Origin of the sequence: Pyramidobacter piscolens W5455 (genome assembly GCF_000177335.1) — a bacterium.
Taxonomy (GTDB): Bacteria; Synergistota; Synergistia; order Synergistales; family Dethiosulfovibrionaceae; genus Pyramidobacter; species Pyramidobacter piscolens.
Map to the genome: position 1 here is coordinate 1 of NZ_ADFP01000127.1, position 14,087 is coordinate 14,087.

The 14,087-nt window shown below is 60.2% G+C and carries 7 protein-coding genes; 3 read left to right on the forward strand and 4 right to left on the reverse strand.

The window, feature by feature from the left end:
• Nucleotides 1-2,539, forward strand: a 2,539-nt coding sequence (locus HMPREF7215_RS11010; RefSeq protein WP_009165977.1) for a YadA-like family protein, incomplete at its 5' end; no start/stop codon positions are given.
• 117 nt (nt 2,540-2,656) lie between these two features.
• Here the strand turns inward: HMPREF7215_RS11010 and clpB are convergent.
• Entirely contained in the window at nt 2,657-5,266 is a 2,610-nt protein-coding gene (gene clpB, locus HMPREF7215_RS11015) for an ATP-dependent chaperone ClpB (protein ID WP_009165978.1), read from the reverse strand.
• Nucleotides 5,267-5,472: 206 nt separating this feature from the next.
• Between clpB and HMPREF7215_RS11020 the strand changes: the two genes are divergently transcribed.
• Both HMPREF7215_RS11020 and HMPREF7215_RS11025 read left to right on the forward strand, forming a co-directional pair.
• The gene (locus HMPREF7215_RS11020) at nt 5,473-6,789 is read left to right on the forward strand and encodes a M18 family aminopeptidase (protein ID WP_009165979.1); all 1,317 of its coding nucleotides are present in this window, start codon (nt 5,473-5,475) and stop codon (nt 6,787-6,789) included.
• A gap of 7 nt (nt 6,790-6,796) precedes the next feature.
• Nucleotides 6,797-8,227: an RNA-binding domain-containing protein gene (locus tag HMPREF7215_RS11025; protein ID WP_009165980.1), complete on the forward strand. Its 1,431-nt coding sequence runs from the start codon at nt 6,797-6,799 to the stop codon at nt 8,225-8,227.
• 246 nt (nt 8,228-8,473) lie between these two features.
• On the opposite strand, the gene HMPREF7215_RS11030 is transcribed toward HMPREF7215_RS11025, so the two are convergent.
• From HMPREF7215_RS11030 to HMPREF7215_RS11040, 3 genes are read right to left on the reverse strand one after another with little or no spacing between them, the layout of a single operon-like run.
• Complete coding sequence (locus HMPREF7215_RS11030; protein ID WP_009165981.1) at nt 8,474-9,562, reverse strand: efflux RND transporter periplasmic adaptor subunit; 1,089 nt, start codon at nt 9,560-9,562, stop codon at nt 8,474-8,476.
• A complete protein-coding gene (locus HMPREF7215_RS11035) occupies nt 9,559-10,851 on the reverse strand; it encodes a TolC family protein (protein WP_009165982.1) in 1,293 nt (430 codons plus the stop codon). The genes HMPREF7215_RS11030 and HMPREF7215_RS11035 overlap by 4 nt, the downstream gene beginning before the upstream one ends.
• Before the next feature lies 1 nt (nt 10,852).
• Nucleotides 10,853-13,957, reverse strand: coding sequence for an efflux RND transporter permease subunit (locus HMPREF7215_RS11040; RefSeq protein ID WP_009165983.1), 3,105 nt, complete (start codon nt 13,955-13,957; stop codon nt 10,853-10,855).
• Nucleotides 13,958-14,087 lie beyond the last annotated feature (130 nt).

A 14,087-nucleotide genomic window follows, 5' to 3' on the forward strand; every position in this document is an offset into this window, starting at 1 on the left:
TGAATCCATCGCCATCGGTTCCGAGTCACAGGTCGAGACGGACAGCGGCGTTGCCATTGGCCTTAAATCGCAAAGCGGCAACAGCGGCGTCGCTATCGGCGCCAACTCGCAGAGCGGCAGCGAGTCCGTTGCCTTGGGCAAGGGCGCGAAGGCGTACGGTCGCGGTGCTGTAGTGCTCGGAGGCGGTGCGAGCGCGATTGCGAGTGCTGGCAGGAGCGTTGCAATCGGTTCCTCCAGCACTGCCGACCGTGGTGGTTTTATGTCGAGCACAATCGCCCCTTTCAGCGGCGTCGAACTGAAGGATATCACCCTCGGCGCCGTTTCAGTAGCCGGCAGCGGCAAGCTGCGTCAGATCATCAACCTCGCCGACGGTACGGAACCTACCGACGCGGTGAACTTGCGCCAATTGCGAGCTGTGGGCAGTACAGTGGAAGCCAATACCAGCAACATCATAAAGCTGCAGGACGGCTTCGACCTGAAAGCCGGGAGCACGACATCGAACGTCGCCCTGGGCGGAGCGACAGCCCCGACCGTGGAATTCGCTGGCGCCGACGACACCGTCACCGTCGGTCTCTCCGGGACGAAAGTCACCTACGGCATCGACAAGACCAAACTGATCACCCAGATCAACAACAGCTCGACCACGACCCCGATCACCAACGTGCAGGCGAAGTTCAAGATTGCCGGCGACAGCACCGGTCAGCTGGACGTGACCGCGGACCAGAACGGTACGCAGACCGTGAAATTCGAAGGCGACGGCACCTACATCAAATCCGCGATGACCGCAAACGGCGTGAAGTACAGCCTCGACACCACGGCGCTGACTGGCGCCATCACTAATCCCATTGTCAACGCCGGTCTGAAATTCGCCGGCGACGGCGGGACCCCTGTCGGCAGAAAACTCGGAGAGACGCTGAAAATCAGCGGCGGAGCGGACGTCTCGAAACTTGCGGACGACAATATCGGCGTAATCACCGATCCCGCCAGCGGCGAACTGAAAGTGAAACTCGCGCAGAACCTCAATCTGACAGACGCCGGCAGCGTCTCCATCGGCGACGTCACCTTGAACACCGGCGGACTTTCCATCAACGGCGGCCCCTCGATCACCAAGACCGGCGTGAACATGAACGGCCTGCAGATCGCCAACGTGAAAAGCGGTTTGGACGGCGCAGACCTCTCCACCGCCAGCGGCGCTACGCTGAAGAACGCAGCCAACATCGGCGACCTGAAAAACGCGATCGAAAACGCCAGTTCCAATCTGACCGACAAAGGCTTTGCCCTCTCGGCCGACGATAGCGGAGTCGTCACCAAGAAACTCGGCCAGGCCGTCCACGTTGCCGGCGACGGCACGAACACCGAGACCAAAGTCGACGGCGGGAAAGTCGTCGTCGCCCTCAAGAACGAACTGAAATTCGACGTTACGGGGACGACCAACAAACTCACCATCAACACCGGCGGCCAAGGCACCGTCAACGGGCTGACCAATAAGACCTGGGATCCCCTTCACATCACCTCCGGCCAGGCCGCCACCGAAGACCAGCTCAAGGCCGTGGACAACAAGATCGCCGCCATCTCCGCCGACACCCTGAAAAGCTGGGACGCCCAGATCGACGGCGTGAAAGTGAAGACCGTCAACAAGACCGACAACGTCCTCAACTTCAAGAAAGGCAGCAACATCACGCTGAGCGACGATTCCGGCGCCATCAAGATCTCCGTCGTCGACGCGCCGAATTTTGCCGGCAAAGTCACCGCCAAAGGCTTCGACGCGACCGGCCACAAGATCGAGAACGTCAAAGCGGGAACCGTGAACGCGACCAGTACCGACGCGGTCAACGGCGCGCAGCTGTGGAAAACCTCAAGCAGCATCGCCACCCACCTCGGCGGCGGCGCTTCCGTCAACCCCGACGGCTCCGTCTCCGCTCCCACCTACAAATTCAAGTACGTGAGCGGCGGCAGCTACCACACCGTCGGCGACGCCTTGAGCGCCGTCGACCGCCAGTTCGGCAACGTCTACAACAACTTCGGCAACGTCTACAACCAGATGGCCGAGATGAGACGCAGCATCAAGACCACCGGCGCGCTCGGCTCGGCGCTAAGTGCTTTGAAACCGATGCAGTACGACCCCGTCGAACCCAGCCAGATCATGGCCGGATTCGGAGCGTACAAAGGCGAATACGCGCTGGCGCTCGGCTTTGCGCACTACGTGAAAGAAGACTTCATGGTGCACGCCGGCGTATCCGTCTCGCACCACGGCGAGTCGATGGCCAACGCCGGGCTGACGTGGAAGATCGGCAAGAAGGCAGACAAGGAGTCGATCCCGGCGCGCTACCGCTCCGGCCCGATGAACAGCGTCTACGTGATGCAAAAGGAGAACGCCGAATTGCAGGCGCAGGTGGCTTCGATGAAACGGACGAATGCCCAGCAGGCCGAAACGAACGCGCTCCAGAGCCAGGAGATCGCCGAACTGAAGGCGATGCAGGCGGAATTGAGGGCGAACATGGAAGAAATGAGGCGTCTGCTTCGCGCTTCGCGGCGCTAGCACAGACGCAGCCAGGACGCGCAGATACGGAAAAAACGTATCGCCCCGCGCTCCGGCGCTCGTTTCGCACCGCAAAAAAAAAGGTCACGGCATTTTGCCGTGACCTTTTTGTTTTTGCTATTCCCGGGGCGGCTGCGCGGAAAGCGCCAATCGGTCGCCCTGCACGTCGATAGAGAGCGTGGCGCCTTCGACGACGGAGTTGGCGATCAGATAGCGCGCCACGAGCGTTTCGACGTTGTGGCTGATGTAGCGTTTCAGCGGCCGGGCGCCGAAAACGGGGTCGTAGCCGTGCTCGGTGATGAAATCGAGAGCCGCGTCGCTGACGTTGAGCGCAATGCGGCGCTCGCCGAGGCGTTTGGCGAGGTCGTTCAGGATCAGTTTGACGATCTTGTGAAGCTGCGCCTTGTCCAGCGGCGAGAAGAGCACGATGTCGTCCACGCGGTTGAGAAATTCGGGGCGGAAGCGGCTTTTCAGCAGATCCATGACGCCGTCTCTGACGTCCGGGGGAATCGTCCCGTCGCGCACGCCTTCGAGCAGCAGCTCGGAGCCGAGATTGCTGGTCATGATGATGACGGTGTTCTTGAAATCGACGGTGCGGCCGTGGCTGTCGGTGACGCGCCCGTCGTCGAGGATCTGGAGCATGACGTTGAACACGTCGGGGTGGGCTTTTTCGATCTCGTCGAAAAGGATGACGCTGTACGGTTTGCTGCGCACGGCTTCGGTGAGCTGGCCGCCCTCGTCGTAGCCCACGTATCCGGGCGGCGCGCCGAGCAGGCGGGAGACGGAGTATTTCTCCATGTACTCGGACATGTCGATACGGATCATGTTGTCTTCGCTGTCGAAAAGCGTCCGCGCCAGCGTCTTGGCCAGTTCGGTCTTGCCGACGCCGGTGGGGCCGAGGAAGATGAAGGAACCGATGGGGCGGCGCGGATCCTTGATGCCGGCCCGCGCCCTCATGATGGCGTCGGCGACCAGCGAAACAGCCTCGTCCTGGCCGATCACGCCCTTGTGGAGTTCGTCGTCGAGGTGAAGCAGTTTTTCCCGCTCGCCTTCCATCAGTTTGGTGACAGGGATTCCCGTCCAGTCGCTGACGATGCGCGAAATTTCGTTTTCCGTGACCGACTCGCGCAGCAGCGAGCCGTCTCCCGAAGCGCCGCGCAGGGCGGCTTCTTTCTCTTTCAGCTCCTTCTGCAGCTGGGGAAGAACGCCGTGCTGGAGCTCGGCGGCCTTGTTCAGGTCGTACTGGCGCTCCGCCGTTTCGACGTCGTGTTTGGTCGCTTCGATCTTCTGGCGCAGCTGCTGCACTTCCGTCAGCTTTTCCTTTTCGGAATTGTAGCGCGCCGTCAGCTCTTTCTGACGGTCCTTCAGGTCGGAAAGCTCTTTCTGCAGTTCGGCCAACCGGGCGGCGCTGGCGTCGTCCTTTTCCTTTTTCAGCGCCGCTTCTTCGATCTCCAGACGTACGACCTTGCGCGAAACGCCGTCCAGTTCCGAAGGCATGGAGTTGATCTCCGTGCGCACCATGGCGCAGGCTTCGTCGATCAGGTCGATGGCCTTGTCGGGCAGGAAACGGTCGCTGATGTAACGGTCCGAGAGCGTGACGGCGGCGACGATGGCGCCGTCGGTGATGCGCACGCCGTGATAGACCTGGAAGCGGTCTTTCAGCCCGCGCAAAATCGAAATGGCGTCCTCCTGGGAGGGCGGATCGACCATCACTGGCTGGAAGCGGCGCTCGAGCGCGGCGTCCTTCTCGATGTTCTTGCGGTACTCGTCGATGGTCGTGGCGCCGATGCAGTGCAGTTCGCCGCGCGCCAGCATCGGCTTGAGCAGGTTGCCGGCGTCCATCGAACCTTCGGTCCTGCCGGCGCCGACGATGGTGTGGATCTCGTCGATGAAGAGGATGACGCGGCCTTCGCTGCGCTTCACTTCGTTGATGACGGCCTTGAGGCGTTCCTCGAATTCGCCGCGGTACTTGGCTCCGGCGATCAGGGACCCCATGTCGAGGGAGAAGACGGTGCGGTTTTTCAGGTCTTCGGGCACGTCGCCCTTGAGGATGCGCTGCGCCAGCCCTTCGACGATGGCGGTCTTGCCGACGCCGGGTTCGCCGATCAGCACGGGGTTGTTCTTGGTCTTGCGGCTGAGGATCTGGATCACGCGCAGGATCTCGTCGTCGCGGCCGATGACGGGATCGAGCTTGTCGCTCCGAGCGTACTCGACGAGGTCGACGCCGTATTTTTTCAGGGCTTCGTAGGTCTCTTCCGGGTTGGCGCTCTGCACGCGCGCGCCGCCGCGCACGCTCTCGAGCGCTTTCAGGAAAGCGTCGGCGCCGACGCCGCTTTCTGCGAGCAATTTGGCGACGGGATGCTGAGGCAGGTCGAGGATGGCCGCGAACAGGTGCTCGACGGAGACGTATTCGTCGCCAAGCGCCTGCGCCCGTTTTTCGGCGTCGGTCAGGACTTTGGACAGATTCTGCGAGAGGTAGATGCGGTCCTTGTCGTAGCCGCCCGTGATCCGCGGCTTGCGCTCCAAAAGCTGATCGAGCCGGGCGCCCAAAGCCGCCGCGTTGGCGCCGAGCTTTTCGAGGATCGATGGGATCAGTCCGTCCTTTTGAGAGAGCAGGGCGAGCGTCAGATGCTCGACGTCGACTTCCTGATGGCCGTGGCTGATGGCCAGGTTCTGGGCTTCGGACAGGGCTTCCTGGGATTTTTGCGTCAATTTATTGAGGTTCATGGAGAACCCTCCTTTCGGGGTGCAGTTCTTTTTCACAGCTGCATTATATATGGTCAATATTAGTCAGTCAAGGGGTTTCGGGAAAATTTTTGCTTTTTATTGACCTTTCGCGGCGATTTGGCAATTCCAGGCGATCGTGCTATGATGCGTGCGGCGGCGACCTTGCGCGGCCGTAAAAATTTTGCGATGACAGCGGAGGGATTCTCATGAAAAACGACGTTTCGCGGCGGCTGATCGACTTTCTCGACGGCAGTCCCACGTGCTACCAGGCGATCGAAAATCTTTCTTCCCGACTGCGGGAAAAGGGCTACGCGCCGCTTCGCGAGTCCGAAAGATGGTCGCTCGAGCGCGGCGGCAAATATTTCACGACGCGCGGCGAATCGTCGCTGATCGCGTTTCGGCTCCCCGCGGGCGAGCTGCGCGGCTTCATGCTGACGGCCTCGCACAGCGATTCGCCGACGTTCAAGCTGCGCCAGAACGCCGAAGTGCCTTCCGCAGGCAGCACGGTGCGTCTCAGCGTGGAGGGCTACGGCGGGGCCATCATGCGCTCGTGGCTCGACAAACCGCTGTCCGTGGCCGGACGCGTTTTCGTCAAAAAGGGTGCGGGACTTGCCTCCAAACTGATCGACATCGACCGCGACCTGCTCGTCATCCCCAGCCTGGCTATCCACATGAATCGGGAGATGAACAAGGGCGTCGAGCTCAAAGCCAACGTTGACATGCTGCCGCTGTTTTCCATGCAGGGGGAGGAGGGCGCGTTCCGGCGCCTGGTCGCCGAGGCCGCGGGCGTCGGTGCGGACGACGTGGTTTCGACGGAGCTGTTCCTTTATCCGCGCACGCCCGGCACGCTGGTGGGGCTGAACGGAGAGTTCATCGTTTCGCCGCGGCTCGACGACCTCGAATGCGTGTTCTGCTGCTATACCGGTTTTGTCGAGAGCGAAAGCGCGCCGTCCGCTTCGGCGCCGCTGTTCTGCGTCTTCAATAACGAAGAAGTGGGCAGCGGCAGCCGCCAGGGCGCCAATTCCACATTTTTGGAAGACACCGTCGGCCGCATCTGCGGCGCGCTGGACATGAGCGCCGACGAGCGCGGCGCGGCCGTCGCCGACAGCTTCATGATCTCCGCCGACAACGCCCACGCGATCCATCCCGCGCATTCCGAATACGCCGACGGCAACGAGTTCCCCGTATTGAACGGCGGCGTCGTCATCAAGTACAACGCCGCGCAGAAGTACACGACCGACGGCCTTTCCGGCGCGGTCTTCTCGCGGCTGTGCGAGCTGGCCGGCGTGCCGGTGCAGCGTTACAGCAACCGCGCCGACCTGCCGGGCGGCTCGACGCTGGGCAACATCAGCGGCTCGCACCTGTCGGTGCCGACGGTCGACATCGGCCTGCCGCAGCTGGCCATGCACAGCTGCTATGAAATCGCCGGCGTCAAGGACGCCGAATACCTGATCGAAGCCGTGCGCGCGTTCTACGGGAAAAGCTTCCGCCACGGCGCCGACGGGCGGATCGCGCTGGAATGAACAAGTCATGATCGCGCAGAAAGAATTCTTCGGCAAGGGGGCATACGTCGAATTCAAGGAGAAGATTCCCAAGCGCCGCGAGAAATTTTTAAAGGACATCATTGCCTTTGCCAATACCTCCGGTGGAAAAACGATCATCGGTATCGCAGATGAGACGGGAGAGGTTATCGGGCTTGGCGAACAGAATCCCTTCAAACTTTCAGACGCCATATCCAATATGATTTCAGATTCCTGCACGCCGCAGATCAATGTGGAAATCTCGCCTCAATCGATTGACGGCAAGACTGTCTTGGAGATTGAAGTTTTTCCTGGGCGTTTCCGCCCATATTATCTGACCTTTATTGGCAAGGAGAAGTCATCCTATATTCGTGTTAACGGCACGAGCAGACCGGCGAATGAACGAAAGCTGCGGGAGCTTGAACTGGAAGGACAGAGAATCTCTTACGATGCCATGCAGGAAATTGGAGATGTCTATCGGGAAGATACAACAAAAAAATTGATGGACCGTATGTATCAAATGGCGCTCTCTGCATGTATAACGGAAGAACAGCGGGCGGAGGTACACCCGCTGACCATTGAAAAGTTAGAAGATTTTGGCATCTTGATTCGGAGTGGGCATGATTTGGTTCCAACACATGCCTTTACGCTTTTGACGAAGCCGAAGGACCGCCATACAAAGATTCAGTGTGCGCTCTTTAAAGGGACAAACAGAGATGAATTTATCGACCGGAAAGAATTTGACGGCGCCATACAAGATCAGGTTGAGGATGCCTATCAGTTTGTACTGAAGCATATCAATCGAAGCTCTGTAATTGACGGACTTTACCGCAGAGATAATTATGAACTGCCGATTCAGTCCATTCGCGAGATGATTGCGAACGCTGTGCTGCATCGTAATTATCTGGATTCTTCTTCCATTCAGGTGTCCATCTATGATGACCGCGTTGAAGTGGATTCCCCGGGGATGCTGTATGACGGACTGCGTGTGGAAGATGCTCTTACGGGAAAATCCAAGTGCCGAAATAAAGCCATCGCAGAAGCGTTCTATTACATGAAAATTATTGAGGGATGGGGAACCGGATTGCCGCGTTTGTATTCCCAATGCAAGGCAATGAATCTGCCTGAACCGAAGTTTGTTGAGTTTGGGGACGGCATCAAGGTGACGCTCTATCGAAAAACGGGGAGTGAATGGGTAATCGGAACTACCCAATCCACCCAATTTTCCCCCCGTTCTGATGAAAAACATTCATTATCAGATACCGAGATCAAAATCATCGATGCCATGAAAGCAAACAGTTCAGTTTCGCAGAGCCAGTTAGCAAGACAACTCGAAATGAACGTCAATGCTGTGAAATATTATGTTCGGTCACTCAGTAAGAGAAATCTAATAGCGCGCCAAGGAAATAACAGAAGCGGAGAATGGATCGTCCTGATCTGATACTATTTCTCAATTAAAATGCCGGATGCAGAGGCGCTGCGGGGAAGATTCACAAAGCGAGCTGCGCAGACCGCGCAGCGGTCGAGGTAGTGCTGATCGACTGAACTTCTCCGCAGCGCCCGGGAAACTATGTTAATACTTTCTATCAAGAATTAGTATGACAGGGATTCTGGTTCTAAAATAAATGTTGGGTTGAGGTGAACGGATATCATTTGCCTCAACCCAACATTTATTTAGAAATTTTTTCTATTGCATCAGCCTGACGGGATCGCCGTCTTTGAGGGCGTTGCCGCCGAAGACGATCACCTCGTCTCCGTCTTTCAGCCCTTCCAAAATTTGCACGTCGACTCCCTGCGAGATGCCGGTTTTGACCTTGACGATTCTCGCCGCGCCATGGTCGCGCAGCACCAGCTCGTTGTTTTCCGGAGCGGCGGCGCGGTCGAGGCGCAGCGCGCTTGTCGGCACGACGAACGCGCCGACGGCCTCCCGTTCGACGACGAAGGCGCGCCCGAACATGCCGGGGCGGAGTTTGTCCCCCGCCGCGGCGTTCTCCAGCTGCGCTTCCACGGAAGCGGTGCGGGATTGCGGGTCGATGTAATCGTCGACTTTAACGATCTGCGCCCTGAATTCTTCCCTGGGGAGCGCGTCGAGAGAGAGAAGCACGGACATGCCCGGACGGACGGAATAAAAGCGCTTTTCCGGCACGCGGAAGGTCGCCTTGATAACGTTCAGGTCGGCCAGCTCCGCCACGGGCGTGTTGGGGGAGAGCATGGCGCCGGGAGCGAGGGCGTAGTCGTTCAGCACGGTGCCGTCGATCGAGGCGGTGATGATGTATTCGTCGCGGGTGACCGTAAGGCGGTCCAAATCGGATTTGGCGGCGTCGTACTGCGCGCGGGCGCTCCGATAGGCCGTGTCTTTGCTGTCGAGCAGCTGCTGCGTGCTGAAACCTTCCTTTTTCAGACGCTGGTACCGCTGCAGTTCGATCTGCGCGTTGGCCCATTCGGCGCGGGTGCGGGCGACGGCGGCCCGGGCCGCGGCGATCTGGGCGTCCTGTTCGGCGTGGGCGAGGATGGCGATCTGCTGTCCTTTTTTGACGACGGCGCCCTTGACAACCGTCAGTTTTTCCAGCCGGCCGGTGACGCGCGGATAGAGGACGACGCGCTGAAGCGCCTCGAGCGAGGTGTTTTGCGTGAAGCCCTCGCGGATCGTCGCGTCGGCGCGCAACACTTTGGTCCGCACATAGGCCGGAGCGGCGGGAGCCGCCGCAAGCGGGGCCGGCCGAAAAAGCGGCGTTGTCAGCGCCAGCAGCGGTATCAGGCAGAAACGTTTCTTCATCGTTTTTCCCCCTCCAGCGTCCAGGGAATCAAGGTTCCCTCGGCGCGTTTCAGCGCGACGACTTTCATCAGATGGTCGAAGAGCGACTGGCTGTAATCTTTGCGCGCCGCCGTCAGATTGGATTGGGCTTCCAAAAGATCGAGCTGCGGCGTCACGCCTTCGCGGTAACCGACCTGGGAGAGGCGCAGCGTCTCCCGAGCCAATGCCAAGGACTTGCGGTGCGCTTCGACTTGCACGGCGCTGTCGCCGATCTCGACCCAGGCCAGCTCGATCTCCGAGAGGACGTCCAGTTCTTTCTGCCGCAGCGCTTGTTTGTTCTGCTCCTGAACGGCCTTCGCCTTCATGACTTCGCCGCGGGTCTGCCCGCGGTCGTAGAGCGGGATCTCGAGGGTGAGCGTCGCTTTCCATGAGTCGTCGCCGGCGTCCTGGTTACGATATGGATCGGAGTAGTCGGCGGTCGCGCTCAGATCGAAACTTGGCTTCATGGCGCCGCGGACGATTTTGATCTGTTCCGATTGGATGGCGATCTGTTTTTCCAGCATGGCGACGTCGGCGCGCCGCTTTTGAGCCAGCGCGACGGACTGCCGCGCCGTGCCGCGGGGATCGGCGAGTTCGAGAGGCCCCTTGGGAAGCAGTGCGCTGGAAGGCGCCAGCCCCATCAGATTGAGCAGCGTGATGCGCTCGGCATCGAACGCGCCGCGGCTGGAAGCCAGCGCCGCCTCGTTGGCGCTGAGCTGCTGCTCGGCGCGGATGACTTCGAGTTGATTGGCCAGGCCGACCCCGAGCATCTGCCGGACTTCCTGCAGGTGTTTGCGGGAGGTCTCCACGGCGTCCCGCGCCGCGGCCACTTTCTCGCGCGCGAGGATGACGCCGTAAAAGGCGTCGTAAACGTTCACGGCCAGCGCCTCTTCCGCTTCGCGCACGCCGAGTTCCGCCTGCGACAGCGTCGCCTGCGCTTGGCGCCGCTGGGCCGCGTGTCTGCCGCCGGCGTAAAGGTTCTGCGTCAGCGCGATGCCGCCGCTGACGCTGTCGGTCCGCGAACCGCCGCTGACAGTGGGGGAACGGTTGTCGCTGTACTGGCCGGTCAGACTCAACCGCGGCAGAAAATTCCCCCGGGCCTGCACGATGTCGCCCTTGGCTTTGTTGAGCTCCTGCCGCCGGGCGTTGAGAGTCGGGCTCTGTTCCAGGGCCGTGGCGATCGCTTCGCCGATCGAGAGGTCCTGGGCGCGCAGCCCGGCGGGGCAGAGAAAAACGCCCGAAAGAAGAAGCGCCCGTACAATCCGTTTCATGTTACGCTCCTTTCGTCTGGGAAAGCGCCGCTTTTTTCATCTGCCGTCCGCGGCGCACGGCCCTGGCGCGATGGAGTTTGCCCTTGACGAAATCGGCGAAATCGTCCATCGACAGATACACGACGGGAATGACGAGCAGCGTCAGCAGCGTGGAGGTGAAAAGACCGCCGATCACGGCCGCGGACATGGGCTGGCGAACTTCGCCGCCAAGGCTGAGGCCAAGGGCGATCGGCAGCGTGCCGATCATCGTCGAGACCGTCGTCATCAAGATGGCCCGCAGGCGCAGCGGCCCGGCGTTCAGCATCGCCGTAACCTTGTCCAGGCCTTTGGCGCGCTCCTGGTTGGCGAAATCGACGAGCATGATGGCGTTGTTGACGACGATGCCGATCAGGAGGATGATCCCCATCAGGCTCATGACGCTCAGCCGCAGCCCCATCAGATAGAGGAAGCCGAACGCGCCGCTGGTCATGAGCGGCAGGGAAAACATCACCGTCAGGGGATGCAGGAAGGATTCGAACTGCACGGCCATGACCATGTACACGAGCACGACGGCGAAAACGATGCCCGTAAGGATATAGCCGAAGCTCTCCCGCATATTTTCCGAATCTCCGGCCGGCGTCATCGTGAAGAGCCCGTTCTGCGGGGCGTGGCGGCGGAAGACCTCTTCCATGATCCGAATGCCTTCGCCGGGGGAGATCCCTTCGGTATTGGCCTGGATTTGGATGGAACGCTGCCGGTTGTAGCGTTTGATGACGTTCGGGGCCATGTCCATAACGGGCGAAACCAGTCCGTCGGCGCGGATCAGCTCGCCGTTGTTCGTGCGCACGAGCGTGTTGAGAACTTTGTCCGGCGTGTTGCGTCCGGGTTCGTCGGCGCGGATGCGGATGTCGTAGCGATAGCCTTCGTCGTTGAACGTGCCCGCGGTCGTGCCGCCGAACCAGGCGTCGAGCTCGGACGAAAGCGTCCTCACGTTGACGCCGAGATCGTCCGCCAGGGCGCGGTTGAGGTCGAGATTGATGCGCGGCTTGTTCATCTGCAGGTCGGTGACGATATCAGTAAGGCCGCGGTTCTCGCGCTGCAGGTCGGCCTTGATCTCGTCGCCGAGCTCGGCCAGCTCTTCCGTGGTCGGCCCCTGGATGACCAGCGTCAGATCGCTGCCGCCCCAGTTGCCGAGCTTGATGTCGACGTCCTTGTACGCGGCGAGCTTCTCGCGCCATTCGCGCATGATCGCGCCGGACGAGGGTCTGAGCTTGCGGTCGACAAGATGGACGTGCAACGTTCCCTTGTACACGGCCGCCCCCGCGCCGCCGCCGGCGTTACCGTAAGTATACAGAACCCGCGGATCCTGTTGGACCGTTTCGGAAAGCTCCTTCATGAAGGCGAGCGTGCTCTCGATCGAAGCGTCGGCCGCCATTTCGATGCTGATATTGAAGCGCCCCTGATCTTCGTTGGGGAAAAATTCGCTGCCCAGCTTCCCGGCGATGAAAATGCCCCCGGCGAAAGCGCCGACGGCGATCGCCAGCGTCGCGAGACGATGACGGACAGCCGCTTTCAGGACGCGGCTGTAGCCGCGCTCGAGGCAGATCAACGGTTTCTCCATCCAGTTCTGCCAGCGGGCCGGCTTTTTCATGCGCCCCAGCAGATTGGCGCACAAAAACGGCGTCAGAGTCACCGAAAGGAGCAGCGAGATGGCGATCGTCACCGTCACCGTGGTGCCGAAGGAGCTGAAGAAACGCCCGATCATGCCGGGCATCAGCGCGACGGGCAGGAACACGGCGATCGTCGTCGCGGCGCCGGCAATGACCGAAGCGCTCACTTCGCCGGTACCGTCGAGCGCCGCCCGCACGGCCGTCTTGCCCATCTCGCGGTGGCGCTGCACGTTCTCGATCACGACAGTGGTCGCGTCGACGACCATGCCGACGGCCAGAGAAAGCCCCATGGCGCTCATGTTGTTCAGAGTCAGTCCCATGCCCCAGAGAACGATGATGCTCCCCAAAAGGCAGACGGGGATCGTGATGACCGTGACGACAGTCGCCCTGAAGGTGCGCAGAAACAGGAACATGATCAGGGAGGTCAGCAGGATTCCCCAAACAATGTCGTCGCGCACGCCGTGCATGGAGTTGAGGATGTAGACGGAGTTGTCCTGAACGACTTTCAGCGTCACGCCCGGCGGAGCGATGGCGTTCAGCTCTTCGAGGCGTTTTTTCACGCCTGCGGCGAGATTGACCTCGTTGGCGCCGCGCTGTTTGCGAATGAAAATCAGGATGGAATCTTCGCCGTTGTAGAGAGCGACGTTTCTGACGTCTTCGAAACCGTCTTCGATGCGAGCGATGTCGCGAAGGCGGATGATAGCGCCGTTGACGTTTTTGATCGGCAGGTTGGCCAGTTCATCGACGCTGGCATATTCGCCGTTGAGACGGATTCCGTACTCCTGAGAGCCGGTCTCGACCCGTCCGGCGGGAAGCTCGACATGCTTGCTCTGGATCGCGTTCTTCACTTCAAGGGCCGTCAGGTTGCGCGATTCCAATTTATCCGGATCGACCCAGACGCGGATCTGGCGTTCCTGAAAGCCGCCGTTTTCGGCGCCGCCGACGCCCTGGACCGTCTGCAGACGTTCGAGGGCGACCTTGTCGACGAACCGGGAAAGGTCGCGTCTGCTGGTTTGACCGGTGCTTTCGACGGCAATGAACATGACGGGACGGTCGTCCATGTTGAATTTGTCGATCTGCGGGCTTTTGGCGTCGTCGGGAAGACTGCTCTGCACCATGCTGGCCTTGCCGCGGACGTCGGCGGCGGCGTTGTCGATGTCGCGTTCGAGGACAAACTCGACGATGATGAAGGAACGTCCTTCGTAACTGCTCGACGAGATGTTTTTGATGCCTTCGATCGTGTTGATGCGCGCTTCCAGTACGTCGGTCACGTCGTTGTCGACAATGGCGGGGCTGGCGCCCTCGAGCGTCGTGCGCACCATGACGACGGGGATATCGACGTTGGGCATTCGTTCGATGCCGATCTGATACAGGCCGTAAATTCCAAAAACGATCAGCGCCAGAGTGCCGATAATCACCCCGACTGGCCTGCGCATCGAGCTTTCGACAATTTTCATCTTACCCGTCCTTTCCCGCCATCGAACGGCGCCTCGGTAGAAGACGCGCAAATTTCACCGTGCTTGAGTTATAATAGCCCTAATTTTGAATTATATCTCTATTTTGAACGCGCGCAATGTAGATTATGAC